The 24228-nt window shown below is 69.6% G+C and carries 27 protein-coding genes; 5 read left to right on the top strand and 22 right to left on the bottom strand.

Features of this window, described 5'->3' with window-relative positions:
• Position 1: 1 nt before the first annotated feature.
• The 5 genes from mmsB to QTI33_RS05235 form a co-directional block, all read right to left on the bottom strand.
• Positions 2-1213: a multiple monosaccharide ABC transporter permease gene (gene mmsB / locus QTI33_RS05255; RefSeq protein WP_286504730.1), complete on the bottom strand. Its 1212-nt coding sequence runs from the start codon at positions 1211-1213 to the stop codon at positions 2-4.
• Positions 1203-2726: a multiple monosaccharide ABC transporter ATP-binding protein gene (mmsA, locus tag QTI33_RS05250; protein WP_286505133.1), complete on the bottom strand. Its 1524-nt coding sequence runs from the start codon at positions 2724-2726 to the stop codon at positions 1203-1205. The genes mmsB and mmsA overlap by 11 nt, the downstream gene beginning before the upstream one ends.
• 41 nt (positions 2727-2767) lie before the next feature.
• Positions 2768-3838 carry a multiple monosaccharide ABC transporter substrate-binding protein gene (chvE, locus tag QTI33_RS05245; protein WP_286504729.1) on the bottom strand — a complete coding sequence of 357 codons (1071 nt, stop codon included), beginning with the start codon at positions 3836-3838 and terminating at the stop codon, positions 2768-2770.
• 67 nt (positions 3839-3905) lie between these two features.
• Positions 3906-4871, bottom strand: coding sequence for an ABC transporter substrate-binding protein (locus tag QTI33_RS05240; RefSeq protein ID WP_286504728.1), 966 nt, complete (start codon positions 4869-4871; stop codon positions 3906-3908).
• A 56-nt stretch (positions 4872-4927) separates the two neighbouring features.
• The gene (locus QTI33_RS05235) at positions 4928-6382 is read right to left on the bottom strand and encodes an aldehyde dehydrogenase family protein (RefSeq protein ID WP_286504727.1); all 1455 of its coding nucleotides are present in this window, start codon (positions 6380-6382) and stop codon (positions 4928-4930) included.
• A gap of 88 nt (positions 6383-6470) precedes the next feature.
• Between QTI33_RS05235 and QTI33_RS05230 the strand changes: the two genes are divergently transcribed.
• The 3 genes from QTI33_RS05230 to QTI33_RS05220 all read left to right on the top strand — a co-directional run bounded on the left by QTI33_RS05230 (position 6471) and on the right by QTI33_RS05220 (position 8871).
• Positions 6471-7430: a LysR family transcriptional regulator gene (locus QTI33_RS05230; protein ID WP_286504726.1), complete on the top strand. Its 960-nt coding sequence runs from the start codon at positions 6471-6473 to the stop codon at positions 7428-7430.
• Between the two features lie 218 nt (positions 7431-7648).
• Positions 7649-8002: an alpha/beta hydrolase gene (locus QTI33_RS05225; protein WP_286504725.1), complete on the top strand. Its 354-nt coding sequence runs from the start codon at positions 7649-7651 to the stop codon at positions 8000-8002.
• 203 nt (positions 8003-8205) lie between these two features.
• Positions 8206-8871 carry a response regulator transcription factor gene (locus tag QTI33_RS05220; RefSeq protein WP_286504724.1) on the top strand — a complete coding sequence of 222 codons (666 nt, stop codon included), beginning with the start codon at positions 8206-8208 and terminating at the stop codon, positions 8869-8871.
• 3 nt (positions 8872-8874) lie between these two features.
• Here QTI33_RS05220 and QTI33_RS05215 read toward each other — a convergent pair whose 3' ends face one another.
• The 3 genes from QTI33_RS05215 to QTI33_RS05205 are packed head-to-tail and all read right to left on the bottom strand — an operon-like array spanning position 8875 to position 10677.
• Positions 8875-9441, bottom strand: a complete 567-nt coding sequence (locus tag QTI33_RS05215; RefSeq protein WP_286504723.1) for a hypothetical protein — start codon at positions 9439-9441, stop codon at positions 8875-8877.
• Positions 9442-9458: 17 nt separating this feature from the next.
• Entirely contained in the window at positions 9459-9854 is a 396-nt protein-coding gene (locus QTI33_RS05210; protein WP_286504722.1) for a hypothetical protein, read from the bottom strand.
• A 10-nt stretch (positions 9855-9864) separates the two neighbouring features.
• The gene (locus QTI33_RS05205; RefSeq protein ID WP_286504721.1) at positions 9865-10677 is read right to left on the bottom strand and encodes a hypothetical protein; all 813 of its coding nucleotides are present in this window, start codon (positions 10675-10677) and stop codon (positions 9865-9867) included.
• A 227-nt stretch (positions 10678-10904) separates the two neighbouring features.
• Here QTI33_RS05205 and QTI33_RS05200 point away from each other — a divergent pair, with 227 nt between their 5' ends.
• A complete protein-coding gene (locus QTI33_RS05200) occupies positions 10905-11288 on the top strand; it encodes a hypothetical protein (protein WP_286504720.1) in 384 nt (127 codons plus the stop codon).
• A gap of 40 nt (positions 11289-11328) precedes the next feature.
• Here the strand turns inward: QTI33_RS05200 and QTI33_RS05195 are convergent, their stop codons facing one another.
• From QTI33_RS05195 to QTI33_RS05180, 4 genes are all read right to left on the bottom strand, one after another.
• A complete protein-coding gene (locus tag QTI33_RS05195) occupies positions 11329-11670 on the bottom strand; it encodes a hypothetical protein (protein ID WP_286504719.1) in 342 nt (113 codons plus the stop codon).
• Between the two features lie 82 nt (positions 11671-11752).
• Complete coding sequence (locus tag QTI33_RS05190) at positions 11753-12628, bottom strand: hypothetical protein (protein WP_286504718.1); 876 nt, start codon at positions 12626-12628, stop codon at positions 11753-11755.
• A 74-nt stretch (positions 12629-12702) separates the two neighbouring features.
• A complete protein-coding gene (locus QTI33_RS05185) occupies positions 12703-14148 on the bottom strand; it encodes an NAD-dependent succinate-semialdehyde dehydrogenase (RefSeq protein ID WP_286504717.1) in 1446 nt (481 codons plus the stop codon).
• Positions 14149-14206: 58 nt separating this feature from the next.
• Positions 14207-14824, bottom strand: a complete 618-nt coding sequence (locus QTI33_RS05180; RefSeq protein ID WP_286504716.1) for a FecR family protein — start codon at positions 14822-14824, stop codon at positions 14207-14209.
• Positions 14825-15060: 236 nt separating this feature from the next.
• Here QTI33_RS05180 and QTI33_RS05175 point away from each other — a divergent pair, with 236 nt between their 5' ends.
• Positions 15061-15504 carry a glycine zipper 2TM domain-containing protein gene (locus QTI33_RS05175; RefSeq protein ID WP_286504715.1) on the top strand — a complete coding sequence of 148 codons (444 nt, stop codon included), beginning with the start codon at positions 15061-15063 and terminating at the stop codon, positions 15502-15504.
• A gap of 3 nt (positions 15505-15507) precedes the next feature.
• Here QTI33_RS05175 and QTI33_RS05170 read toward each other — a convergent pair whose 3' ends face one another.
• The 10 genes from QTI33_RS05170 to QTI33_RS05125 are packed head-to-tail and all read right to left on the bottom strand — an operon-like array spanning position 15508 to position 24227.
• A complete protein-coding gene (locus QTI33_RS05170) occupies positions 15508-16554 on the bottom strand; it encodes an AI-2E family transporter (RefSeq protein WP_286504714.1) in 1047 nt (348 codons plus the stop codon).
• Between the two features lie 11 nt (positions 16555-16565).
• Positions 16566-18020 carry an efflux transporter outer membrane subunit gene (locus QTI33_RS05165; protein WP_286504713.1) on the bottom strand — a complete coding sequence of 485 codons (1455 nt, stop codon included), beginning with the start codon at positions 18018-18020 and terminating at the stop codon, positions 16566-16568.
• 11 nt (positions 18021-18031) lie between these two features.
• Entirely contained in the window at positions 18032-19696 is a 1665-nt protein-coding gene (locus QTI33_RS05160; protein WP_286504712.1) for a proton-conducting transporter transmembrane domain-containing protein, read from the bottom strand.
• On the bottom strand, positions 19693-21210 hold the full coding sequence (locus QTI33_RS05155) for a complex I subunit 5 family protein (RefSeq protein ID WP_286504711.1): 1518 nt from the start codon (positions 21208-21210) through the stop codon (positions 19693-19695). Before QTI33_RS05155 ends, QTI33_RS05160 begins: the two co-directional genes overlap by 4 nt.
• A gap of 12 nt (positions 21211-21222) precedes the next feature.
• The gene (locus QTI33_RS05150; RefSeq protein WP_286504710.1) at positions 21223-21567 is read right to left on the bottom strand and encodes an NADH-quinone oxidoreductase subunit K; all 345 of its coding nucleotides are present in this window, start codon (positions 21565-21567) and stop codon (positions 21223-21225) included.
• Positions 21564-22508, bottom strand: a complete 945-nt coding sequence (locus QTI33_RS05145; protein ID WP_286504709.1) for a hydrogenase subunit MbhD domain-containing protein — start codon at positions 22506-22508, stop codon at positions 21564-21566. Before QTI33_RS05145 ends, QTI33_RS05150 begins: the two co-directional genes overlap by 4 nt.
• A 58-nt stretch (positions 22509-22566) precedes the next feature.
• Positions 22567-22860, bottom strand: coding sequence for a cation:proton antiporter (locus QTI33_RS05140; protein WP_286504708.1), 294 nt, complete (start codon positions 22858-22860; stop codon positions 22567-22569).
• Positions 22857-23138, bottom strand: a complete 282-nt coding sequence (locus QTI33_RS05135) for a monovalent cation/H+ antiporter complex subunit F (protein ID WP_286504707.1) — start codon at positions 23136-23138, stop codon at positions 22857-22859. The genes QTI33_RS05140 and QTI33_RS05135 overlap by 4 nt, the downstream gene beginning before the upstream one ends.
• On the bottom strand, positions 23131-23643 hold the full coding sequence (locus QTI33_RS05130) for a Na+/H+ antiporter subunit E (protein ID WP_286504706.1): 513 nt from the start codon (positions 23641-23643) through the stop codon (positions 23131-23133). Before QTI33_RS05130 ends, QTI33_RS05135 begins: the two co-directional genes overlap by 8 nt.
• Positions 23640-24227, bottom strand: a complete 588-nt coding sequence (locus QTI33_RS05125) for a hypothetical protein (protein WP_286504705.1) — start codon at positions 24225-24227, stop codon at positions 23640-23642. Before QTI33_RS05125 ends, QTI33_RS05130 begins: the two co-directional genes overlap by 4 nt.
• Between the last annotated feature and the right edge of the window lies 1 nt (position 24228).

Raw genomic sequence — 24228 nt, 5'->3', positions numbered from 1 at the left:
GCTATTTGTTCTTGTTGTAGACATCGACGAACACCGCCGCCAGCAGCACCAACCCCTTGATGACCTGCTGGTAGTCGATGCCGATGCCGAGGATCGACATGCCGTTGTTCATGACGCCCATGATGAAGGCGCCGATGACCGCGCCCATCACGCGGCCGACGCCGCCCGAGGCCGAGGCGCCACCGATGAAGCAGGCCGCGATCACGTCGAGCTCGAAGCCCAGGCCGGCCTTCGGCGTCGCGGTGTTGAGCCGGGCCGCGAACACCAGGCCCGCGAGCGCCGCCAGCACGCCCATGTTGACGAAGGTCAGGAAGGCCAGCCGCTGGGTCTTGACGCCCGACAGGCGGGCCGCCTTCTCGTTGCCGCCCAGCGCATAGATACGCCGGCCCACGGTGGTGCGATTGGTGACGAAGTCGTAGGCGACGATCAGCACCGACATCACGATCAGCACGTTGGGCAGCCCCTTGTAGGTCGCCAGCAGGTAGCTCAGCAGCAGGATGACGGCCGCGAAGAACAGGTTCTTGCCGAGGAAGAAGGCGTAGGGCTCGGTCTCCATGCCGTGCCTGGCCAGCTTGGCGCGGCCGCGCAGCTTGAAGAAGACCAGCGCCGCGGCGGCCAGCGCGCCGAGCAGCAGCGAGCTGGTGCGCAGGCTCTCGCCGCCCAGCGGGTCGGGCACGAAGCCCGAGCTGAGCTTCTGGAAGGCCTCCGGGAAGGGGCCCACCGACTGGCCCGCGAGCAGCGCCAAGGTCAGGCCCTTGAACACCAGCATGCCGGCCAGCGTGACGATGAACGACGGGATCCGGAAGAAGGCCACGAACCAGCCCTGCGCCGCGCCGATCGCGCCGCCGGCGACCAGGCAGACGATGAAGGTCGGCACGAAGTGCCATTCGTACTCGACCATCAGCACCGCCGCCAGCGCGCCGATGAAGCCGCACACCGAGCCCACCGACAGGTCGATGTGGCCGGCCACGATCACCAGCAGCATCCCCAGCGCCATGATCACGATGTAGCTGTTCTGCAGCAGCAGGTTGGTGAGGTTCAGCGGCCGCATCAAGGTGCCGTCGGTCAGCACCTGGAACAGCACCATGATCGCCACCAGCGAGATCAGCATGCCGTACTCGCGCAGGTTGTTCTTGAGGAAGCCGGCGTGCGCGCCCGGCGCCGCCGGCGCGAGGTGGGTGGCGGCCTTCACGGCGTCGAGTTCAGGCGGCATGGACGCTGCTCCCGGAAGCGACGATGACCCGCATGATCTTCTCCTGCGAAGCCTCGGCGGCAGGAAACTCGGCGACGAAGCGCCCTTCGTTCATCACGTAGATGCGGTCGCACATGCCCAGCAGCTCGGGCAGTTCCGACGAGATCATGAGGATCCCCTTCCCTTCGCTCGCGAGCCGCTCGATGATGGTGTAGATCTCGTACTTGGCGCCGACGTCGATGCCGCGCGTGGGCTCGTCGAGGATCAGCAGCTCGGGCTGGGCAAACAGCCATTTGCTCAGCACCACCTTCTGCTGGTTGCCGCCCGAGAGGTTCACCACGCGCTGGTCCACGCCCGCACAGCGGATGTTGAGCGCGCGTCGGTAGTCGTTCGCGACCTTGAATTCCCGGCCGTCGTCGATCACGCCGCGCTCGGACACGGCGGCGAGGTTGGCGAGGCTCACGTTCTTGCGGATGTCCTCCTCCAGCACCAGCCCGGCACTCTTGCGGTCCTCGGTGACGTAGGCGATGCCGTGGTCGATCGCCTTGCGGATGGTGCTCACATCGACTTCATGGCCGTGCATGTGCACCGAGCCGCTGATGCGCTGCCCGTAGGAGCGGCCGAACACGCTCATCGCGAACTCGGTGCGGCCCGCGCCCATCAGGCCCGCGATGCCGACGATCTCGCCGCGCCGCACGTGCAGGTCCACGCCCTTGATCTGTTCGCGGTCGGCGTGCAGCGCATGGTGCACGTGCCAGTCGCGCACCTCGAAGATGGTGCCGCCGATGTCCGGCCTGCGCTCCGGGTAGCGGTGCGCCATGTCGCGCCCGACCATGCCGCGGATGATCCGGTCCTCGCTGATCGGCGCGCCCCGGCAGTCCATGGTCTCGACGGTGGCGCCGTCGCGCAGCACCGTGATCGAATCGGCCACCTTGGCGATCTCGTTGAGCTTGTGCGAGATCAGGATCGAGGCGATGCCCTGCGCCTTCAGCTCCAGCAGCAGGCGCAGCAGGGCATCGCTGTCGCTCTCGTTCAGGCTCGCGGTCGGCTCGTCGAGGATCAGCAGCTTGACCTCCTTCGAGAGCGCCTTCGCGATCTCGACCAGCTGCTGCTTGCCGACGCCCAGGTTGGTGACGAGCGCCGTCGGCGGCTCCTTGAGCCCGACCTTGGCCAGCAGGGCGCGGGTGCGGGCGTAGGCCTCGAACCAGTCGATCACGCCGCCGCGCGCCGTCTCGTTGCCGAGGAAGATGTTCTCCGCGATCGACAGCAGCGGCACCAGCGCCAGCTCCTGGTGGATGATGATGATGCCGAGCTGCTCGCTGTCGGAGATGTCCCTGAAACGGCGCAGCTCGCCCTCGAAGCGGATCTCGCCCTGGTAGGAGTCGCAGGGATACACGCCGCTCAGCACCTTCATCAGCGTGGACTTGCCCGCGCCGTTCTCGCCGACCACGGCATGGATCTCGCCCGCGCGCACCGCCAGGTTGACGTTGTCCAGCGCGTTCACGCCGGGAAAGGTCTTGGTGATGCCGCGCATCTCCAGGATCACATCGTTCACCGTGTCTCCTTCCGCCCGGCCTACCTGATCTGGCTCTCCTTGTAGTAGCCGCTGTCGACCAGCGTCTGCTTCCAGTTCGAGGCATCGACGCTGACCGGCTTCAGCAGGTACGACGGCACGACCTTGACGCCGTTGTTGTAGGTCTTGGTGTCGTTCACCTCGGGCGTCTTGCCGGCCAGCATCGCGTCCACCATGCCCACCGTCACCTTCGCCAGCTCGCGCGTGTCCTTGAACACGGTGGAGGTCTGCTCCTTCTTCAGGATCGACTTGACCGACGGCACCTCGGCGTCCTGGCCGGTCACCACCGGCATCGGCTGCTGCGCCGAGCCATAGCCCACGCCCTTGAGCGACGAGATGATGCCGATCGACAGGCCGTCGTACGGCGACAGCACCGCGTCGACCCGGTCCTTGGTGTAGTAGGCCGACAGCAGGTTGTCCATCCGGGCCTGCGCCACCGCGCCGTCCCAGCGCAGGGTCGAGACCTTGTCCATGCCCATCTGCTTGCTGCGCACCACCAGCTTGCCGCTGTCGATGTAGGGCTTGAGCACCGACATCGCGCCGTTGTAGAAGAAGAAGGCGTTGTTGTCGTCGGGCGAGCCGCCGAACAGCTCGATGTTGTAGGGGCCCTTGCCCTCCTTGAGCTTGAGCGCGTTCTCGATGTAGCTGGCCTGCAGCACCCCGACCTGGTAGTTGTCGAAGGTGGCGTAGTAGTCGACGTTCTTCGAGCCCTTGATGAGCCGGTCGTAGGCGATCACCTTGACGCCCTTGTCGGCCGCCTTCTGCAACACGTCCGACAGCGTGGTGCCGTCGATGGCCGCGATCACCAGCACCTTGGCGCCCTTGGTCACCATGTTCTCGACCTGCGCCAGCTGGTTCGGGATGTCGTCGTCGGCGTACTGCAGGTCGGTCTTGTAGCCCTTCTCGTTGAAGTACTTGACCATGTTCGAGCCATCGGCGATCCAGCGCGCCGACGACTTGGTCGGCATCGAGATCGCGACCAGGCCCTTGTCCTGGGCCTGGGCCAGCGGCGCCAGGCCGAACAGCCCCAGGGCGGCGCCGGCCAGCAGGGTCTTGATGAAAGTGCGTTTCATGAGAAGGTCTCCTTGTTGTATTTGCAGACGCGCGGCGCAGCGCTGTCGCGCAGCGCCGCGCGCGGTCTCAGTATTTGCGATTGGGGAATTCGGCTTTCGCGACTTCCATCGGGAAGATCCCTTCCTTGGTCAGGATCCGCTTGGGCAGCGGCTTGCCGGCCTTGATGTCGGCCACCGCGGCCATCAGCTGCGGGCCCAGCAGCGGGCTGCATTCCACCGAGACGTTGAGCTTGCCGGCCATCATGGCTTCGAAGGCGCCCTTCACGGCGTCGATCGAGATGATGATGATGTCCTGCGCCGGCTTCATGCCGGCCTCCTCGATCGCCTGGATCGCGCCGATCGCCATGTCGTCGTTGTGCGCATAGAGCACGTTGATCTTCTTGCCCTCGGCCTTCAGGAAGGCTTCCATCACTTCCTTGCCCTTGGCGCGCGTGAAGTCGCCGGTCTGCGAGCGGATGATCTTGAACTTCGGGTCGGCCTTGATGATCTCCTCGAAGCCCTTCTTGCGGTCGATCGCCGGGGCCGAGCCCACCGTGCCCTGCAGCTCGACGATGTTGATCGGGCCGGCGTTGCCCTTCTCCTTCTCGACCAGCCAGCGGCCGGCCTTGCGGCCTTCCTCGACGAAGTCGGAGCCCATGAAGGTGACATAGAGCGAGTCGTCCTTGGTGTTGACCGAGCGGTCGGTCAGCACCACCGGGATCTTGGCCGCCTTGGCCTCGAGCAGCACCGTGTCCCAGCCCGATTCGACCACCGGCGAGAAGGCGATGACATCGACCTTCTGCGCGATGTACGAGCGGATCGCCTTGATCTGGTTCTCCTGCTTCTGCTGCGCATCGGAGAACTTGAGCTCGATGCCGGCTTCCTTGGCGGCCGACTTGATCGACTCGGTGTTGGCGGTGCGCCATTCGCTTTCGGCGCCGACCTGGGCGAAGCCGAGCACCGGCTTCTTCTGCGCGAAGGCCGTGGCCGGCAGCAGCGAGGACAGCGTGGCGGATGCGAGCGCGATGTTGAGCGTGCGACGGTTCAGTTTCATGATGTCTCCTGGTTGGCGTGGTGAAAAAAGCAACTCTTGTCGTTGTCGTTATGTGCTCAGGCCAGCACGTAGCCGGTCTTGACGCTGGTGTAGAACTCGGCCGCATGCCGGCCTTGTTCGCGCGGGCCATAGCTGGAGGCCTTGCGGCCGCCGAAAGGCACGTGGTAGTCGACGCCGGCGGTCGGCAGGTTGACCATCGTCATGCCGACCTTCGCATGGCGCTTGAAATGCATGGCGCGCGCCAGCGAACTGGTGCAGATGCCGGCGCAGAGCCCGTAGGGCGTGTCGTTGGCGATCTGCAGCGCATGCTCGTAGTCGTCGGCGCGCAGCACGCAGGCCACCGGCCCGAAGATCTCGTCGCGCGCGATGCGGTGCTCGGGCCGCGCCAGGAACAGCGCCGGGCTCATGTAGTGGCCGACGGTCGCACGCTGCAGCGCTTCGCCGCCCCAGACATGCTCGGCGCCCTCCTCGCGCGCGGCGCCGACGGCGGCGAGGTTGCGGGCCAGTTGGGCGCGATCGACCACCGGGCCGATGTCGGTGCCGCGCTCCAGCGCATGCCCGACCTTCAGCGCCGCCAGGCGCTGGCGCAGCCGCGCCACGAAGGCGTCGTGCACCGCAGCCTCGACGATCAGCCGGCTGGAGGCGGTGCAGCGCTGGCCGGTCGAGAAGTAGGCGCCCTGCACGGCGCAGTCGACCGCCCGGTCGAGATCGGCGTCGGCCAGCACCAGCAGCGGGTTCTTGCCGCCCATCTCGAGCTGCACCTTGGCCCGCCGCCGCGCCGCGGCCTGCAGGATCTGCTCGCCGGTGGCGACCGAGCCGGTGAAGCTGATCGCGTCCACGCCCGCGTTGTCGATCAGTGCCTGGCCGACTTCGCGGCCGCTGCCCATCACGAGGTTGAAGGTGCCCGCCGGCAGCGCGGCCCGGCTGATGATCTCGGCCAGCGCCCAGCCGCAGGCCGGCACCAGTTCGGCCGGCTTGAACACCACGCTGTTGCCATGGGCCAGCGCCGGCGCGATCTTCCAGGCCGGGATCGCGAGCGGGAAGTTCCAGGGCGTGATCAGTCCGACCACGCCGATCGGTTCGCGCGTCACGTCCACCTGCACGCCCGGGCGCACCGAGGCCAGCATCTCGCCGCCGCTCGCGCGCAGCGCCTCGCCGGCGAAGAACTTGAAGATGTGGCCCGCGCGTGCGGCCTCGCCCACCGCCTCGGGCAGGGTCTTGCCCTCTTCGCGCGCCAGCAGCAGGCCCAGTTCCTCGCGCCGGGCCAGGATCTCGCTGCCGATCTGGTCGAGCACGTCGGCGCGCCGCTGCGGCGCGCTCTGGCTCCAGTGCGGAAAGGCATCGGCCGCGGCGCGGACCGCCACCTCGGTCTGGCTGCGATCGGCGCGGGCGTATTCGGCCACCACTTCGCGGGTGTCGGAGGGGTTCTCGCTCAGGCCGGTCGTGACACCGCTCTCCCAACGGCCATTGATGTATTGCCGGGCTTTCTGTTGGAGGTCGCTGCGCTTCACGGTGACGCGAGTCTAGGAATCACACCCATATCTTTCCAATCAATATTTGGATGGAATGCATATCCGAAGAAGCATTCAGGTAAACCCCATGACCAACTACACGCACTGGTTCATCCGTGCGCGACTCAAGACGCGGCAGCTGCTGTTGCTGGTGGCCCTGGCCGAGGAGGGCAACATCCATCGCGCGGCCCAGGTGCTGAACATGACGCAGCCGGCGGCCTCCAAGCTGCTGAAGGACCTCGAGGACGTGCTCGAGGTGTCGCTGTTCGAGCGCCTGCCGCGCGGCATGCGGCCCACCTGGTATGGCGAGATCATGATCCGCCACGCCCGGGTCGCGCTGGCGAGCCTGAACCAGGCGCACGACGAACTCAGCGCGCTCAAGGCCGGCCGCGCCGGCCAGGTCAACATCGGCGTCATCACCGCCCCGGGCCTGGTGCTGCTGCCGCCGGCGGTCGCCGAGGTGAAGCGCGAGCAGCCCAACCTGCGGGTGTCGGTCGAGATCGAGACCAGCCCGGTGCTGCTCGAGCGCCTCGAGCAGGGCAAGCTCGACCTGCTGGTGGCACGGCTGTTCGCCGAGCACGACAAGACCAACCTGCGCTACGAAGCCCTGACCGAGGAGCCGGTCTGCGCGCTGGTGCGCCCGGGCCATCCGCTGCTCGGCGTCAGCGGCCTGAGCCTGCGCGACCTGGTGTCGGCCGGCTGGATCGTGCCGCCCGCCGGCAGCGTGCTGCGGCATCGCTTCGAGCTGATGTTCCAGGAGGAAGGGCTGGCGCCGCCGATCAACGTGATCGAGACCGCGGCGCTGCTCTTCATCACCCGCATGCTGCAGCAGAGCGACATGGTCGCGGTGCTGGCCACCGACGTGGCGCGCTACTACGCCGGCCACGGCATCGTGTCGCTGCTGCCGGTCGAGATGCCCTGCCACATGGACGCCTTCGGCATCATCACCCGCACCGACCGGCTGCTGTCGCCGGCCGCCAAGGTCATGATGAAGGCGCTGAAAGCGGCGAGTTTCAGCGCCTACGGCCGGCGCCTGGACCCGGACTGAGCACGCCATTGCAATTTCGCGATGCCGCGCCGCAACATCGGCGCGGATCGGTTATGCCGTCCTACCCTTCCCCCCACGCGAGCCGATTGTTTCGTTCCTGGCAACACCGCGGTTCGATTTCATTAGGGTTTTTACTTAGTTTTCAGCCTTAGACTTGCCTGGACGGACCGCTGCAGAGCCCTCCGCCCGTTCATCCAAACCAAACAAGGACAACTGAAATGAAGACCTCGCAAATCATCGCCGCCGCCACCCTGTCGCTGCTGGCCGCCGCCGGCGCCCAGGCCGAAACCTATGACGGCGTGCATGCGCTCACTTCCGCCAACAGCCGCGCCGAAATCAGCGCCCAGGCCGCTGTCGCCGCGCGCAGCGCGAATCCCTACGCGGAAGGCTACGGCAACGGCGTGACCGCCGTCGCCAGCACCCGCGACCGTTCGTCGGTGCGCAACGAAGCCGTCGCCGCCGCGCACCGGCCGAACCAGAACGTGCGGATCGAATCCTTCGCCAACAGCGTGATTCCGCCGCAATTCACCGGTCCGCGCACCGGCAGCACGACGCGTCAAGCCGCCCTCTGATTCCGCGGCTCCCCGAATCAACCGGCCCACGCCACGCGCGGGGCCGGTTTTTTTGCGTCCGCAAGAAATGACAAGCTCATTTAAGAGGACTAAATAACTACATAAATAGCTGAATGGGCCTCACTTACACCAAAGGGCAGCTTGTCATGCCCCCGGGGCGAGTGTTCAATGCACCTTCGCCTGCGGGCGCCTGGAGAATCGGCATGGGAAAGCAAATCAATGTGGCCGTGAACGGGGAATCGCCCGTCGTCCGGCTGATCGATGACGACATCGCCTTCCGGCGCGCCCTGCAGCGGCTCCTCAAAGGCGCGGGCCACCAGGTGATGGAATACGGGTCGGTCGGCGAGATGCTGCTCGAAGGCATCGGCGGCGCACCGGGCTGCCTGGTGCTCGACATCCACATGCCCGGTCCCAGCGGGCTCGACCTGCAGGAGATGGTCGCCAGCCAGCCCGAACCCCTGCCCGTGATCTTCGTGACCGCGGAGGCCACGGTGCACGAGACGCTGCGGGCCATGAAGGCCGGCGCCTCGGATTTCCTGTTCAAGCCGGTGGACAGCGAGACGCTGCTGACGGTGGTCCGCAAGGCGATCGAGGACGACGCCGTGCGGCGCCAGGCGCGCCGCCGGCTGTGCGCCCTGCAGACGCGCTATTCGCGGCTCAGCCCGCGCGAGAGGCAGGTCATGGAAATGGTCGTCAACGGCGCGCTCAACAAGCAGATCAGCGCCCAGCTCGGCGCCGCCGAACGCACCGTGAAGGCCCACCGCGCGCATGTCATGGAGAAGATGGAAGTGAGCTCCCTGGCCGACCTGGTGCGCGCCGTGGGACAGCTGGGCGTGACGCCGGACGGCGCCAGCCACGCCCGCGCCTGACGCTCAGCGAATGGACCGGGGGTCCTTCGAGAGCAGGCCGCTCGCCAGCAGGCACAAGCCGATGCCCAATGCGACGCCACCGATCAGCAGCCGGCGCGCGTCGACCGATCCGAAACCGAACAGCAAGCCCACGCCCAGCAGCAGCGTGCAGGCGCTGACCACCAGCGCCGGCACCACCCCGCCGCGCGGGCCGGCCGGCGCCGCGCTGCGGCCCCTCAGCGCGAAGAACAGCCCGAACACGCCGAGCGCCATGCAGGCCGTGATGATGGCGCCGAAGAAGGCGATCGAGCCCAGGATGCGGCCCTCGACGTCCGGGAAGGCGATCGCCACGAGGCCGATCAGCAGGCGCACCAAGGCGTCGGCCAGCACCAGCCCGAACAGCCACTGGTAGCGCGGCGACCTCGACACCGCGAAGGCCAGGGCCAGCCCGAGCAGGCCGTCGACCAAAGCGAAGGCGCCGTTGCGGCTCAACGACAGCGCCAGCGGAAGCGTCGCCGGCGCCAGCTTGGACAGCGCGAACAGCACGCTGACCGCGCCGCGAAGCAGAAGCACGATGCGCAGGGCGGGCATGAGCGCGGGGCCTCGGATCAGCCGCCGGTCCAGGGCGCCACCAGCTCCCACGGCGGCGTCTTGGACTTGGTGTTCTTGCAGAAGATGTAGCTGCCCGAGCCGAGCAGGTTCTTGTGTCGGTTCTCGATCTGCGCCAGCCGGCACGATGCCCGGCCCTTCGGATCCTTGGCCGGCGTGATGCTGCCGCTGCTGGCGGTGTCCGGGTTGTCCCAGCTGACCTTGACGCCGTCCGCGCCCGCGTCGAGCGCCCCGTAGACGGCCTTGTTCATCAGGGCCATGTCGGCCTTGTTGAACTTGGTGATCGGCGTTTCGCGCATGCCGTTGTAGTAGGTCAACGGCGTGGCGGCCGCGCCTGCCGCGCCGGCCATCGCCAGCACGATGGCCAGCCCCTTCAGTGTGTCGCTCGCACGCATGCCTGGCTCCTCATTTGGGAAGAACGAAATTGACCTGGAACCGGACGAACCAGTCGGATGCATTGTCGGGGCGGATCACGTTGTAGCCCGCACCGACGACGAAATTCATCGGCACGAAGCCCTCGGGCCGCACCAGCAGCGAATACGACACCCCGAGCGGCACCGTCCAGCGCTGGCTGGAGCGCTTCTGCTCCCAGTCGGCGGTGACGATCCCGATGTAGCCGAGCGACTGCTTCGAGTCCAGCCGGTAGCTGACGATGGGCTGGAGCGAGAAGGCACTCACGTTCGGCTGGCTGTCGTCGCCGGCGACGGACCAGACCTGGGTCGCCAGCGCGCCCACGGTCCAGGGGCCGGCCTCCTTGAGCCCGACCACCGCCGGCCCGAGCGACCATTTGCCCGCGCCCAGCCGGTCATCGGTGGCGGTGCGCAGGATCATCGCCGGCCCGAAGCCCCAGATCCATCCGCCTTCGCCCGTCGGCGGCGCGAAGAAGCCTTCGTAGGTGATGTCGCCGAGACCGTCCTTGCGGTCCTGGCCCGGCAGCACCGCGGGGTTCGACAGCAGCGGAACGATGGCGCGGTTGATCAGCGACCAGCCGCCGCCGATCTTGATCGGATAGACCGGCTGGATGTTGAGCGTGTACTGGGGCTTCTCGAAGGGCCCGGCGTTGTAGTTGGTGGTCCACTGGAACGGCAGGGTGACGATGTCGGCGATCGGGTTCGCCAGCTTCTTCTGCAGGTCCGCGTCGTCCTGGGCCCAGGCCCCGCAGGCCGCGAACGATGCCGCCGCCATGGCAGCCCGGAGGGGGCGCTTCGCGATCGTCATGCGGTCTCCTCGTGAAGGCGAGCGTTCCGGGCCGCTCCAGTTCGATTCGCCACCTCTGGCCACGCGGTCATCTTGGGTGACAGTGCCGGCGCTGCCCATTGGACCAACGGGCAAGCGCCATTGCCCTTTCGGGCAATCGGGCCGGGCCGGCCGGCGATGGCGCAACGGACCGCCGAGGTCGTACGATGGCGCCTGGGACTGTGCATTTCCAGGAAGCAGGGGGACAGATGGCAACGAGGTTCGACATCGCAGCCGTGGTGACCGCAGCGGTCATCGGCATGCCCATGGCGGCCGGCGCGCAGCAAGCCGGGCTCGGCGCGCCGATTTCGGGCGAACAACAGGAGGCCGACCTGCGCGTGATCGCCGCGCGCTGCGGCACGCCGGGCTTCGAGAAGGCCTTCTACAAGCAATCCAGGGCCGCGGTCGCGGCCGGCCTGGTGATCAAGAACCGGGACCCGGTGCAGGTCGAGAAGACCATCACCTCGCTGCGTCGCAGCCCCTTCGTGCTGGTCGCGACCCAGGCCGACTGCGCGGCCGAACTCAAGCGGCTGGCCGAGGTCCAGAAGCAGCGTGGCGAGCAGCTCCGGGGCGGCGCCGGACGAAAGAAATGAACGCGCGCCGGGGCGCCGGCCCGGCGCCGGGCAGCTGGCGCTAGAGCGCGCCGTACAGGCTCTCGCCAGGCTCGGCGCGGTCATGGCGCTTGGTCGCAGTCCGCAAGCTCAGTACCCAAAGCCGCGCATGGCGCTGCTCGCGGCTCTCGAAGCGTTCGGTGAATCGCCGGATGCCGGGCCGCTCGATGGCCGCGATGGTCATCCAGTCGGTGCCGCCGAAGGATTCGGCGTCGCTGCTGCGGTCGACCAGCGCCGGCCGCAGCGCCATCACCCATTCGGTCGGGACGCGCGGGTCGCGGTCCAGCATCCGCAGGGCGATCTTGGCCGCCATGGGGCTCAGCGACTGAACCTTGTGGAGGTGGAAATCCAGTTCCATGGACATGGGCGGCCCTTTCAGATACACCAGGATACATGTCCATCTGCCGCGGATGCAAGCGCGATTTCCCCTGGGCGAGGGCGCCGGCCTACTGGGTCTTCAGGCGCTTGTATTCATTGCGCTTCATCTCGAGGTAGTCGTTGCGGTCCACCTCGTGCAGCTGGCGCGCGTAGCGCTCGGTGCTGTCGAACCACTGGGCCAGGCGCTTGGGCACGTCGGCCTCGGCCGGCGAATCGAGGTAGGCGTCGATCGCGAGGTAGTAGCGCATCGTGTTGCGCTCCACGACGCCGAGCACCCCGCCGACCAGGCTGGGTTGGCCGGAAGCGTCCTTGCCCTTGGCGCTGAAGCCCACCTTGTCGCTGCCCAGGGTGGAGAGGTAGCCCTGCATCGCGATCCGGGCCGCGGTGCCGTAGGCGTAGGCGTAGGCCAGGTGGATGAAGGTCTTGCCGTTGGGCAGCGGCGTGGCCTCGAACTCGATGCGGTAGTCGCGCGTCGACAGCGGTCCCTTGTCGGCGCTCAGCCGGGCGCTCATGTAGTCGGCCGCCGAGACCGGCGGCTGCCAGACGAAGTCGATGCGCTGCGCATCCGACAGCGGCTGGTCGAACTTGCGGCCCACCGACACCGCCAGCGTGGTCGCCGTCCCGCCACCGCGCACGGCGCAATACTTGGTATTGAGGTGCAGCATCAGCACGTCGCACCAGACCGCCGGCTTGCCCAGCGCGGCGCTGACCTGGTCGAAGGGATGGTCGACCAGCGCGAAGATGTTGCCGCTCAGCTGGCCCGAGGCCTCGGTCGATTCGAGCACCAGCGGCCGGCCGAAGGCGTTCTTGTCGAACTGCGACTGGACCGCCTCGAACTTCGCCTGCAGCGCGGCGGCGCTGCCGAGCTGGGTCTGCGACCAGACCAGCGCCGGCAGCAGCAGGCAGACACAGACCAGGACCCGGCGAAGCAGCGTGTTTGGCATGCCCGCCATTGTGGTCCGCTGCGCCGGCGATGCAAGGGCCGCTCATCTGCGCGGCCCCGCGCCAGCGGCGCGCGTCAGACGGCCATGATGGAGACGGCCTTGGTGTTGAGGTAGTTTTCCATCGCCTCCGGACCGCCTTCCGAGCCGTAGCCCGAATCCTTGATGCCGCCGAACGGCATCTCGGGCGAAGGCGCGGCCGGCTGGTTGATCCACAGCATGCCGACTTCCATGCGCTGCGACAGCAGGTGCGCGTTCTTGATCGACTGGGTGAAGGCGTAGCCGGCCAGGCCGAAAGGCAGCCGGTTGGCCTCGGCGATCGCCTCGTCGAGCGAGTCGAAGCCGCGGATCGCCGCGATCGGGCCGAACGGCTCGTTGTTGAAGACGTCGGCCTCGAGCGAGACGTCGGTCAGCACCGTGGGCGCGAAGAAGTTGCCGCTGCTGCCGACGCGCTCGCCGCCGGTGGCCACCTTGGCGCCGGTGGCGCGGGCGTCGTCGAGCACCTTGGCCATGGCGCCGAGGCGGCGGGCGTTGGCCAGCGGGCCGAGCGTCGTGCCTTCGGCCAGGCCGTCACCGAGCTTCAGGCTCTCGGCATGCTTGACCATCGCCTGGGCGAAGGCGTCGCGGATGCTGTTGTGCACCAGGAAGCGGGTCGGCGAGATGCAGACCTGCCCGGCATTGCGGAACTTGGCGCCACCCGAGGCCTTGACGGCCAACTCGACGTCGGCGTCGGCCGCCACGATCACCGGGGCATGGCCGCCGAGCTCCATCGTCGCGCGCTTCATGTGCTGGCCGGCCAGGGCCGCCAGCTGCTTGCCCACCGGCGTCGAGCCGGTGAAGGTCACCTTGCGGATGATCGGGTGCGGAATGAGGTAGTTCGAGATCTGGGCCGGATCGCCGAACACCAGGCCGACGGTGCCGCGGGGCACGCCGGCATCGACGAAGGTCTGCAGCAGCGCGGCCGGCGAGGCCGGGGTTTCTTCGGGCGCCTTGCACAGGAAGGAGCAGCCGCTGGCCAGCGCGGCGCCGAGCTTGCGCACGATCTGGTTGATCGGGAAGTTCCAGGGCGTGAAGGCGGCGACCGGGCCCAGGGGCTCCTTCAGCACCAGCTGCTGCGCCGCCAGGTTGCGCGACGGCACGATGCGGCCATAGACGCGGCGGCCTTCGTCGGCGAACCACTCGATGATGTCGGCGCCTGCCAGCACCTCGCCGCGGGCCTCGACGAAGGGCTTGCCCTGCTCCAACGTGAGGATGCGGGCGATGTCGGCGGCGCGCTCGCGCAGCAGGCCGGCCGCCTTGCGCATGGTGGCGGCGCGCTCGTTGGCGGGAATCCGGCGCCAGGCTTCGAAGCCGCGCTGGGCCGCGTCGAGCGCGCGGTCGAGGTCGGCGGTCGCCGCGAAGGCCACCTTGCCGATCGGCTGGCCGGTGGCCGGGTTGATCACGTCCTGGGTCTTGCCGCTCGCGGCGTCACACCATTCGCCATCGATCAGCAGGCGGGTGTCGGGGTAGCTGGGGGTGGTCATGCGGAGTCCTTGAATTGCGAGACTGCCCGCAAGCGCAGCGGGCAGCCCGCCATCCTACCTAACTCGGCGGCGACCGTGGCGGCACCGCGCCGTTGGCCCGCACCCAGTAGAACTGCTTGGCGACGGCCGCCGCCTCGACCCGCAAACGCCGCATCGGCTTGACGCCGATCAGGCCGTCGACCGAACAATGGAGCGGCTCGCCCTCGGCGAGGCTGCGATGCGCATCGAGCATCGCGCGCAGCGACACCGAGGCGCTGTTGCGCCGGGCATCGACCGAGCGCACGAAGAAGCGTTCGCGGGTCGCGACCAGCTGGCTGCGGGCGCCCGGGTCGGCGCCGGTCCCGGCCGGCCGCACGCCCTTCCACGCCGCGTCGACGTCGAAGGCCAGCATCACGGCGTCGGGCGTGTCGATGCCCTTGAGCGAACCGCTCTGGGCGGCGGCCAGCCAGCCCAGCAGTTGCGGGGTCAGCTCGAAGGAGACCGAGTCGGGGGCCGCGCCGGGCAGTCCCGGCACTTCGACGAAGACCTGCCGGCAGCTGCGGCTCGCGCTTTCGACCCGTCGCGCCTGTTGCCGGCGCCGCGTGGCGCGCACATGGGCGAAGGCGGCGAAGCCGGCCACCGGCGCGGCGAAGGCCAGCACCTTGAAGGCATCGTAGCCATAGACGGCCAAGCTCATTCCCGCCCCCTCGGGCACGGACTGCAGCGACCCTGCACCGACCTCAGTTTCACGCTGGCTCCTCGTCGCGACACACCGCCCGTCCGAAGCGGCGAGGGCATGCGCTGAGCGTATATCGGCGGTGCGCGCCGAAACTTGAGGGACTCGCAGGTCGCCCGCGAGCGCCCGCTTGCGGCTATTCTGGAAAGCGGTGCGATCCGGCACCTCAAACCCTCAACACGCTCTGGAGGATCTACATGACAGCAAGGCTTTTCCACCGCATGGCAGCATTCGCGCTGGCCCTGGTGCTCACCGCGTGCGCGTCGCCCGGCTCGCAGACCGGATCGATGACGATCCGGCAAGGCAAGATCGAGCAGATCACGCCGACCACGATCGCCACCTCGCATCACACCGGCGTCGGCGCGGTGCTCGGCGGCCTGACCGGCCTGGGCATCGGCAGCCTGATCGGCGGCGGCACCGGGCGCGACGTTGCCATGGTGGTGGGGGCCATCGGCGGCACCATCGCCGGCAGCGAGGTCGCGCGCCGCTACGACACGCCGGTGGCCGGCCAGGAGATCTTCGTGCGCACCGACAGCGGCGTGCTGGTCGAGGTGACCCAGCCGGTCACGCCCGGGCTGCGCGTCGGCCAGCGGGTGTTCATCCAGGGCAACGGCGAAGCCGCCAGAGTCGTGCCGCAGTAGGCCCTAAGGCTTTCCGTTTTGCGAGAGCAGGACGGCGATCGGGCGGGTGCCGGGGAACTCCGAGAAGATGATGGTCATCATCGCGGTGATCGGCACCGCCAGGAAGGCGCCCGGCACGCCCCACAGGGCCACCCAGACCGCCAGGCTCACGAGGATCGCGAACGGGCTCAGGTTGAGCGAATTCCCCATGACGTAGGGGTCCAGGAAGTTGCCGATCACGAACTGGACCACCGCCAGCGACATCATGATCTGGATCGCCTCGCCGGCGCTGCCGAACTGGGCCACCCCCATCAGGCCCGGCAGCACGACGCTCAGGAACGAGCCGATGTACGGCACGTAGTTGAGCAGCGCGATCAGCACGGCCCAGAAGCCGGCGAACTCGAGGCCGGCGAAGCGCATGATGACGTAGCTGAGGGCGCCGAGCAGCACCCCGAGAAAGGTCTTCAGGGCCAGGTAGGCGCCGACCCGGGCATTGATATCGGCGATGACCTGCTTGATGCGCTGCGCCTGCTCGGGGCTGCGCGCGATGGCCAGGATCTTGACGTCGAGGTTGCTGCGCTCGACCAGCAGGAAGCAGGCATACAGCGCCACCACGATCACGGTGGCGAACAGCGACGACACCGAAGCCAGGGCCGATGCCGCCACCCGTTGCAGGCTCACCTGCGCCAGCAGGTCGCGCCGCAGCGTGGTCCAGGTCGGCTCGGCCTCGACCCGCATCAGCACCGCCACCCGCTGCACCGCCGCCAGCAGCGACTCCTGGTAGCGCGGCGCCATCGCGATCACGCTGTCCTTGTTGGCCAGGACGGTGTAGACCACCATGGCCAGCCCGAGCGCGATGATCAGCACCGAGAGGATCGAGATCACCAGTTGCGGCAGCGCTGGGCCCAGCAGCGGCACCTTGCCGATCAGGCGCGCCAGCCCGAGGATCACGTAGACCACGAAGACGCTGAACATGATCGGCACGAAGACGCCGCGCCCGATGTAGAACACCCAGCCGATCATCAACGCGATCGCCGTGCCGTAGACCAGGGTCTGGAAGCGCTCGTTCATGCGGCGGGGGTTCAAGGCGTGCGCTGGCCGCCGGCCATGCCGACCGGGCGCGGCGTCCGCGCATCGGCGACGTCGACCCAGCCGCCGCCCATCGCCTGGTAGACGTTGATCGCCTGCGCGTAGCGGTTGGCCTGCAGGTTCACGAACGCCAGCTCGGCCGCGAACAGCTCGTTGTCGGCCACCAGCACCTCGAGGTAGCCGACCAGGCCGGCCTCGAACTTGAGCCTGGACAGGCGCGCGAACTCGCGCAGCGCCCTGACCCGCCCGCGCTGGTACTCGACCCCCTCGATGCTCTTCTGGGTGCCGATCAGCGCGTTGTTGGTGTCGCGGAAGGCGCCCAGCACGGTCTGCCGGTAGACCAGCTCGGCCTGCGCCTTCTGCGCCTCGGCCGAGCGGACCTGGCCCTCGATGGCGCCGAAGGTGAAGATCGGGCCGGTCAGGCCGGCGACCACCGACCAGGTGGTGGCGGGCCCGGTCAGGAAGTTGCCGAAGGAGGTGCTGGTGGAACCCAGCGCGCCGGTCAGCGACAGGCTCGGGTAGTAGAGCGAGCGGGCGACCCCGATGCTGGCGTTGGCGGCCACCAGGTTCTGCTCGGCCGCCAGGATGTCCGGGCGCCGCTGCAGCAGGTCGGAAGGCAGGCCGGCCGGGATCAGCGGCGCGGCCAGCTCGTCGATGGTCTTGCCGCGCGGGATCGGCGCCGGGTCGCGGCCCAGCAGGATCGAGATCTGGTTCTCGAGCGCCGCGATCTGCTGCTCGAAGGTCGGGATCGCGGTCAGCGCCTGCTGGTACTGGGAGCGCACCTGCGTCACCTCGGTCTGCGAGACCAGCCCGCGCTTGAAGCGCAGGTCGAAGATGCGCGCGGTCTCGCCGAAGTTGGCGGCGGTGGACCGGGCGATCTCGAGCTGCCGGTCGAGCGCCCGCAGCGCGATGTAGCTGGCCGCCACCCCGGTCACGAGCGTCAGCACCACGCCGCGCTGGCCCTGCTGGCTGGCATAGACCTGCGCCTGCGCGGCCTCACTCAGGCGCCGGACGCGGCCGAAGAGGTCGACCTGCCAGCTCGCGTTGAGGCTGGCCTGGTAGAGCGAGAAGTAGTTGCCAGCCGGCTCGGGGATCGGCGGCTGGCCCTCGCGGCTGGCGCGCGTGCGCGCCGCCCCGGCGCCGTAGCCGAGCTGCGGATAGGCCTGCGAATCGGTGGTCGTCAGGGCGCCGAGGAACTGGTCGATGCGGGCCGCCGCGACCCGGACGTCGAGGTTGTCGCGCAGCGCGGTCTCGATCAGCTGGTTCAGGACCGGGTCGCCGAACTGCTCCCACCAGGGGGTGTTGGCCACCTCGGCGGCCATGGGGTAGTCGATCCGCCAGGCGGCCGGCGACTGCGTCGCGGGCCGGACGAAATCCGGCCCCACGGTGCAGCCCGCCAGGGCGACCCAAACCGCAGCGGACACTGCTGCCAGCGTTGACTTCCTCATCTCGTTCTCCTTCAGCCCAGTGCCATCAGCGCGCAGCCGAACAGCAGGGACACTACCAGCATCGCGATGCTCGCGACGGCCCAGCGCCGCGCAAAAGCGTCGATCGTTTCGAATCCGCGTCCCACCGCCATCGCCAGCCCGGCCAGCCGGCCCAGCGCGATCCCCAGATCGCCGGCCGGGATGCGCGGCAGATGGCGCCCGAGGCTGTCGAGGCCGAGCGCGATCGCGGCGCCGACCAAAACCGGCCACAGGGCCGCCCAGAGCGCGGCCGGCGACAGGGCGTCGGGCAGCGCGCCCAGCGGCAGCGCCAGGCAGAGCGCCCAGGGCAGCGCGACCGAAGCCAGCGCCATCCCGAGCCAGGCGACCGCCAGCACGGCCGGCGCGCGCGCGTCCGCATCGACCGCGGTGTCGGCGCTCAGGCGCCGCAGGAAATGGACCATCAGCAGCGTGGTGGCGATCGACGACAGCACCGCCACCGTGGCGGCCAGGCCGCTGCCCATCAGGTCCTTGGCCGCGTACTTGGCCAGCGCGCCGCCGGTGAGCGGCAGGCCGCCCAGCCCCAGCGCGATCACGGCCGCCGGCAGCAGCATCGGCCACAGATGGCGGCGGCCGGTGCGCATGACCACGCCGACGGCAAGGAACAGCGCCCCCTTCACCAGCAGGTGGTGCGCCGCATAGAACGCCGCGGCCGGCGCCGTGCCGGCGTCGCCCGCCGCCAGGCCCATGCCGATCACCGCCACCAGGAAGCCCATCTGGCTGACGCTGGAGTAGGCCAGGATCACCTTCGGCCGGGTCTGCGTGATGCCGATCGCGACCCCGTAGAGGGCGCCGAACAGCCCGACCGCGGCCAGCGGAAGACCGAATTCGGGCAGCGCGGTGTCGAGCGGCAGGAAGCGGATCAGCGCCAGGATGCTGGCCTTGACCACGGCACCGCTCATCACGGCCGCCGCCGGGATCGGCGCCGCGCCGTAGGCCAGCGGCATCCAGAAATGCAGCGGCACCAGCCCGGCCTTCATGCCGAGGCCGACGATCAGCAGCAGCAGCGTGAGATCGCGCCAGGGCGATCCCGGCAGCGCCGCGGCGGCGTCGCGGATCAGCAGGCTGCCGTCCGGCGTGGCCAGGGCCAGCAGCAGCAGGCCGGCGAGCAGGAAGGCCTCGGCCAGCAGCGCGAGCCCGAGATAGAGCGCGCTGGCGCGCAGCGCCTCGGGCCCGTCGCCCTGGAGCACCAGGCCGCTGGCACCCACGCTCAGCACCGCCAGCAGGAAGTAGAAGCCGATCAGGTCGGCCGCCAGGAAGACGCCGACGCAACCGGTCAGCGTCATCAGCCAGCAGACGATGAAGCCGTCGCTGCGCGGCCGCTCGCGCAGCCAGCGCGCGGCATAGGCGCCGGCCAGGATCCACAGCACAGAGGCCACGCCGAGCAGCATCGCGCCCGGCGCATCGAGCGCGAAGGTCAACGCGAAGGCGGCGTTACCCAGCACCAGGTCCGGCTCGCCGCCGGCCAGCAGGGCGGCTGCCAGCGCCGGCAGCGGCGCCAGCGCGAACAGCGCGGGCAGCCGGCGCCGCAGCCGCGGGAACGCGCACGCGAGCAGCAGCAGCAGCGGCACGCCGAGCGCCAGCGGCACCAGAACGGGCAGGTCGAAGACGACGGCGGCGAGCGTGGCGGAGCCGATCATCGCGCCCCCATCGACAGCGCGCCGGTGCGGCCGATCTGCGCCACGTCGAACGGCAGCAGCGCCGCCAGCCCGAGCAGGAACGAGCACAGCGCGAGCGCCAGCACCGCGCCCTGCTGGTAGCGCGGCACCCGCACCTTCGGCTCCCAGCCGAGCGGCGCCGGCGCCATCGCGCGCACCACCACCATGAACACATAGGCGCTGGTGAGCAACCCTCCGACCAGCATCACGGCCACCCACCACCACTGGGCGGTGGCGATCGCGGCCGACAGCAGCAGCCACTTGGCGAGGAAGCCGCCCGAGGGCGGCAGCCCGATCAGCGAGGCGCCGGCCAGGGCGAAGGCGGCCATCGTCATCGGCAGCGCCCGCCCGGTGCCGCGCAGGTCGGCCGTGCGGTCATGGCCGAGGGTGGCGTAGACCAGGCCGGCGGCCATGAACATCGCGGCCTTGGCGGTGGCGTGCGAGACCGCCTGCAGCAGCCCGCCGGTGACGGCGACGGCGCTGTCCAGCCGCGCAGCATCGAGCCCCGCGACCAGCGGGAACATCAGGAACAGGTAGCCGATCTGGGCCACCGTCGAGTAAGCGACCAGCAGCTTCAGGCGGGCCTGGCGCAGCGCGACCACGTTGCCGACCAGGATCGCCGAAGCGCCCAGCGCCCCCAGCAGCTGCGCCGAAGGCAGCGTCACGACGCCGGGGAAGACGTCGACCCACAGCCGCACGACCAGGAACCAGGCGCCCTTGATCACCAGCGCCGACAGCAGCGCGCTGGCGGCGGCGGGTGCGCCGGCATGGGCGGGCGGCAGCCACAGGTGGAGCGGGAACAGCGCGGTCTTGGCGAGCAGGCCGGCGGTCATCAGTGCCGCGGCACCCCAGGCCACGGGCTCGGCGCCGACGCGCTGCGCCAGCAGCGCGATGTCCAGCGTGCCGTAGGCGCCATACAGCAGGAAGACGCCCAGCAGATAGAGCATCGAGCCGGCCAGCGCGTAGATCAGGTAGCGCAGCGCGGCCTGCAGGGTTTCGCCGCGGCCGTCGAGGCTGACCAGCGGCACGCCGGCGAAGGTGAGCAGCTCCAGCGCCACGTACAGCGTGAACACGTCGCCGCTCACGAACACCAGGTTGAGCGACCCCCAGACCGCGAGCAGCAGCAGCCAGAAGGTCAGCGCGCCGCGCTTCTCGCGCACGCCGTCGGGCGTGCCGAAGTCGCCGTTGGCGTAGGTGCCGATGCCGACCACCACCACCATCACGAGCACCATCATGCAGACCGACAGGCCGTCGGCGCGCAAGGTGACGCCGAGCGGCGGCGCCCAGCCCCCGAGCAGGTAGACCAGGGCGTCGCCCGACACCCACAGGCGGTGGGCGATCGCCGCCACCAGCACCGCGCCGAGCCCGATGGTGAGCCAGGCCACCTGCTGGGCGCGCCGGCCGCCGAGCACGAAGCCCAGCATCAGCCCGACGAAGGGCAGCAGCACGGCCAGCACCAGCAGCAGGCCGCCGGTCGTCGTCAGGTCCACGGGCACGGAGGGCGGCACTTAGACCTCGCCCTCGGCGGCAGTCGGCTTGGGGGCGGCGGCTTGGGCGGTCAGCGAGGTCGAGCCGGTCTCTTCGAACAGCCGCAGCACCAGGGCGACGGCCAGCGCCGACGCCGCGAACGCCACCACCAGGGCAGTGATCAGCAGCGCCTGCGGCACCGGGTCGCCGCCCATGCCGGCGCCGGCGCCGCGGCGGGCGATCACCGCGCAGACCAGGAAGATCCCGTTGCCCATCACGTTGAAGGCCATGATCTTGCGCAGCGGGTGCGGGCTGACGATCAGGCCATAGAGGCCCAGCCCGACCAGCACGGCGGCGCACAGCCCGAGCAGCGTCGGCGTGTTCATTTCCCGCCCTCCTTGCGGCGCGGCGGTCCGGCCAGCAGCAGGGCCAGCGTGACCGCCAGCGACGGCAGCAGCGCCGCCTCGACGACCACGATCAAGGGCTTGGCGAAGCCCTCGGGATACCCCAGGAAGGCCCCCGCGATGCCGGCGCCGAGCAGTCCGATCGCGATGAAGACGAGCGGCCCGCCGGCCAGCGCGATCCGTACCCAGCGGCGGTCGACCGCGGGCGCATCGGAGAGCCCGGCCAGCATGACCAGCAGCCACATCGCGGCCAGCACCGTGGCGCCCTGGAACTTGCCGCCCGGATGGTCGGCGCCGACCCAGAGGATATAGACGCCGACGACGATCCCGATCGGCGGCAGCACGCGCGCGAAATAGCCCAGGATGCCGTTCGGATCCTCGGTCGGTGCCGGGCCCGGCCGCCCGCCCCAGAAGCGGTCGGGCGCCAGCGACCAGATGCCGACCAGGCCGAGCAGCAGCACGATGGCCTCGAGCAGCGTGTCCATCGCGCGGAAGGACATCAGCACGGCGGTGATCGGGTTGCCGACGCCGGTCGAGGCGATGTTCTGCGCCACCGCCGGCGCCAGGGTCGGTGCCGGGTCGGGCAGCAGCAGCACGCAGGCGCCGATGGCCGCGGCCACGGCGGCCGAGACGATCGCGGCCAGCACCCGGGTCAGCGCGCCGGGCCGCTCGGCCCAGGCCGGCGCCTCGGTGGCGCGCAGGCGGGCGGCGGCGGCGATCAGCAGCACGCCGGTCAGGCCGGCGCCGATCGCGGCCTCGGTCATCGCGACGTCGACCGCGCGCAGCTGCAGCCAGGCCAAGGTCAGCAGCAGGCCGTAGGGCACAAAGCCGGCGACGGCGGCGAAGGTGTCGCGCGCCACCAGGGTCCAGACCGCCAGCGCCATCAGCAGGCCGACCAACGCCAGGGTCAGGGCCTCGGTCACGGTGAAACCTCCGTGCTGCGCACTGCGGTGCGAGCGCCTTCGGGCGGCCGGGCGGCGCTCATGCCTCGGGCCCGCCGCGCCGCACCGCGCGCGCAATCAGCTGCGACACCGTGGCCGAGGCCAGCAGCACCATCAGCCAGACCAGGATCAGCTTGAGGCCGGCCAGCACGCCGTCCATCTGCGGCAGCAGGCCCATCACCACCAGGCCGAGCCCGAGGTTGTCGGCCTTGGTCAATGCGTGCAGCCGGGTAAAGGTGTCGGGGAACCTCAGCAGCCCCACGGTGCCGGCGATGAAGAAGAAGGCGCCCGCCACCACGGCGACGATGGTGAAGAGGTCGGCGATCGTCTTCATGGGCGCTCCTCGGGCTCGCCGGGCGGCGGGCGGGCGCCGGCCTTGACGAAGGCGATCGCGGCGAAGGCCGCCAGCACCGCCAGGATCAGCGCCAGGTCGACCACGGCGGCGGCGCCGATCGCCGCCCCCAGCAACAGCAGCGCCGCGATGCCGGCGGTGCCGAACAGCTGCACCGACATCATGCGGTCGACGTCGTCGGGGCCGCGCAGGATGCAGACCAGCCCGACCGCGACCGTCAGCAGCACGAAGGCCGAGGCGCCGAGCAGGAACTCAGTCATGGTGGCGCTCCCCCGCGACCAGCGCGCCGCGCAGGCGCTGCTCCTCGGCCGCCATCTGCTCGGCGACCGGCTCGTCGATGTCCAGGCAGTGGTAGATCATGCTGTGCTCCGAGTCGCCGACCGGCACCGAGCCCGGCAGCAGGCTGGTGATCGAGGCGAACTCGTTGCGCGCCAGGCCGGGACGGAAGCCGACCCGGTAGACGATGAAGCCCGGCTTCAACGGCATGCGTGGCGACAGCGCGCGGCGCGCCACGTCGACGCCCGCCAGCACCGACTGCCAGAGGAAATGCGGCAGGAAGCCGAGCAGCGCACCGAGGCGCAGGTGGCCGGCCTCGGGCGGGAGCAGGCGCATGCTGGCAAAGGTCCCGGCCAGCACCGCGATCAGGCCGACCGCCAGATCGGCGGGCTTGGCGCTGGGCATCAGCAGCAGCCAGAGCACGAACAGCAGTACGCCGCGAACCAGGGCCGTGGTGCGCCGGGAGGGCGGCGATGGGGCGGCCTTCATCCGCCCGTCCTCGCCCGGACCGCATTCAAGCGCACGCCGATCCGGCTCAGTCGCTCGTAGAGCCGGGCCTCGGTGCGCACCGGCCACCAGTCGTAGAGGAAGATCTCCATCGGCCGCCACAGGGCGACCCAGGCCCCGATCACCAGGCTCTCGTGGACCAGCGTGGCGTAGCGCGCCTTGCTGAACAGGCTGGCGAGCGATTCACCGATGAGGGCGGCGGCGCCGACGAACAGCACGCCGATCAGCAGGCTGATGCGGCCGGTACGGAACATCTTGCGCAAGCCTCGCCAGGTGGCCAGCGCCCGCTGGCGGAAATATTCGTCGACGGCCTCCTCCAGCATCGCCGCATCGGCCGCCGTGACGCTGTCGGCGTCCACGTGCACCACCAGTTCGAGCGGCCGCCCGGCCGGCACTTCCTGCGCCCAGTCGACGATGTAGGCCTGCGCCTTGGCATCCAGGTCGCGCTCGCGAAAGGGCGCCGGGTCCATCGAGTTGAACAGCTGCCTCAGCTCGGCCACGTGCAGGTCGAGCACGGCGTGCGCGCCGCCTGCCGCGGTTCCGGTGCTGGAGGGAGAGGCCTGCATG

Source organism: Variovorax davisae (assembly GCF_030316845.1).
In the GTDB taxonomy this organism is placed as follows: Bacteria; Pseudomonadota; Gammaproteobacteria; order Burkholderiales; family Burkholderiaceae_C; genus Variovorax; species Variovorax davisae.
The sequence above is the reverse complement of the archived record's forward strand: the minus strand, read 5'-3'. Positions and strand labels throughout refer to the sequence as shown.

What these genes read in the sequence shown, in the direction of transcription:
- QTI33_RS05215 (WP_286504723.1), bottom strand. Translation starts at nt 9,441, where the DNA reads ATGCCCGCCCTGCGCATCGTGCTTCTGCTTCGCGGCGCGGTCAGCGTG.
- QTI33_RS05130 (WP_286504706.1), bottom strand. Translation starts at nt 23,643, where the DNA reads ATGAAGGCCGCCCCATCGCCGCCCTCCCGGCGCACCACGGCCCTGGTT.
- QTI33_RS05230 (WP_286504726.1), top strand. Translation starts at nt 6,471, where the DNA reads ATGACCAACTACACGCACTGGTTCATCCGTGCGCGACTCAAGACGCGG.
- QTI33_RS05205 (WP_286504721.1), bottom strand. Translation starts at nt 10,677, where the DNA reads ATGACGATCGCGAAGCGCCCCCTCCGGGCTGCCATGGCGGCGGCATCG.
- mmsB (WP_286504730.1), bottom strand. Translation starts at nt 1,213, where the DNA reads ATGCCGCCTGAACTCGACGCCGTGAAGGCCGCCACCCACCTCGCGCCG.
- QTI33_RS05175 (WP_286504715.1), top strand. Translation starts at nt 15,061, where the DNA reads ATGACAGCAAGGCTTTTCCACCGCATGGCAGCATTCGCGCTGGCCCTG.
- QTI33_RS05185 (WP_286504717.1), bottom strand. Translation starts at nt 14,148, where the DNA reads ATGACCACCCCCAGCTACCCCGACACCCGCCTGCTGATCGATGGCGAA.
- mmsA (WP_286505133.1), bottom strand. Translation starts at nt 2,726, where the DNA reads ATGCGCGGCATCACCAAGACCTTTCCCGGCGTGAACGCGCTGGACAAC.
- QTI33_RS05195 (WP_286504719.1), bottom strand. Translation starts at nt 11,670, where the DNA reads ATGTCCATGGAACTGGATTTCCACCTCCACAAGGTTCAGTCGCTGAGC.
- QTI33_RS05240 (WP_286504728.1), bottom strand. Translation starts at nt 4,871, where the DNA reads ATGAAACTGAACCGTCGCACGCTCAACATCGCGCTCGCATCCGCCACG.
- QTI33_RS05125 (WP_286504705.1), bottom strand. Translation starts at nt 24,227, where the DNA reads ATGCAGGCCTCTCCCTCCAGCACCGGAACCGCGGCAGGCGGCGCGCAC.
- QTI33_RS05190 (WP_286504718.1), bottom strand. Translation starts at nt 12,628, where the DNA reads ATGCCAAACACGCTGCTTCGCCGGGTCCTGGTCTGTGTCTGCCTGCTG.
- QTI33_RS05225 (WP_286504725.1), top strand. Translation starts at nt 7,649, where the DNA reads ATGAAGACCTCGCAAATCATCGCCGCCGCCACCCTGTCGCTGCTGGCC.
- QTI33_RS05180 (WP_286504716.1), bottom strand. Translation starts at nt 14,824, where the DNA reads ATGAGCTTGGCCGTCTATGGCTACGATGCCTTCAAGGTGCTGGCCTTC.
- QTI33_RS05160 (WP_286504712.1), bottom strand. Translation starts at nt 19,696, where the DNA reads ATGATCGGCTCCGCCACGCTCGCCGCCGTCGTCTTCGACCTGCCCGTT.
- chvE (WP_286504729.1), bottom strand. Translation starts at nt 3,838, where the DNA reads ATGAAACGCACTTTCATCAAGACCCTGCTGGCCGGCGCCGCCCTGGGG.
- QTI33_RS05220 (WP_286504724.1), top strand. Translation starts at nt 8,206, where the DNA reads ATGGGAAAGCAAATCAATGTGGCCGTGAACGGGGAATCGCCCGTCGTC.
- QTI33_RS05135 (WP_286504707.1), bottom strand. Translation starts at nt 23,138, where the DNA reads ATGACTGAGTTCCTGCTCGGCGCCTCGGCCTTCGTGCTGCTGACGGTC.
- QTI33_RS05150 (WP_286504710.1), bottom strand. Translation starts at nt 21,567, where the DNA reads ATGAACACGCCGACGCTGCTCGGGCTGTGCGCCGCCGTGCTGGTCGGG.
- QTI33_RS05165 (WP_286504713.1), bottom strand. Translation starts at nt 18,020, where the DNA reads ATGAGGAAGTCAACGCTGGCAGCAGTGTCCGCTGCGGTTTGGGTCGCC.
- QTI33_RS05170 (WP_286504714.1), bottom strand. Translation starts at nt 16,554, where the DNA reads ATGAACGAGCGCTTCCAGACCCTGGTCTACGGCACGGCGATCGCGTTG.
- QTI33_RS05200 (WP_286504720.1), top strand. Translation starts at nt 10,905, where the DNA reads ATGGCAACGAGGTTCGACATCGCAGCCGTGGTGACCGCAGCGGTCATC.
- QTI33_RS05210 (WP_286504722.1), bottom strand. Translation starts at nt 9,854, where the DNA reads ATGCGTGCGAGCGACACACTGAAGGGGCTGGCCATCGTGCTGGCGATG.
- QTI33_RS05140 (WP_286504708.1), bottom strand. Translation starts at nt 22,860, where the DNA reads ATGAAGACGATCGCCGACCTCTTCACCATCGTCGCCGTGGTGGCGGGC.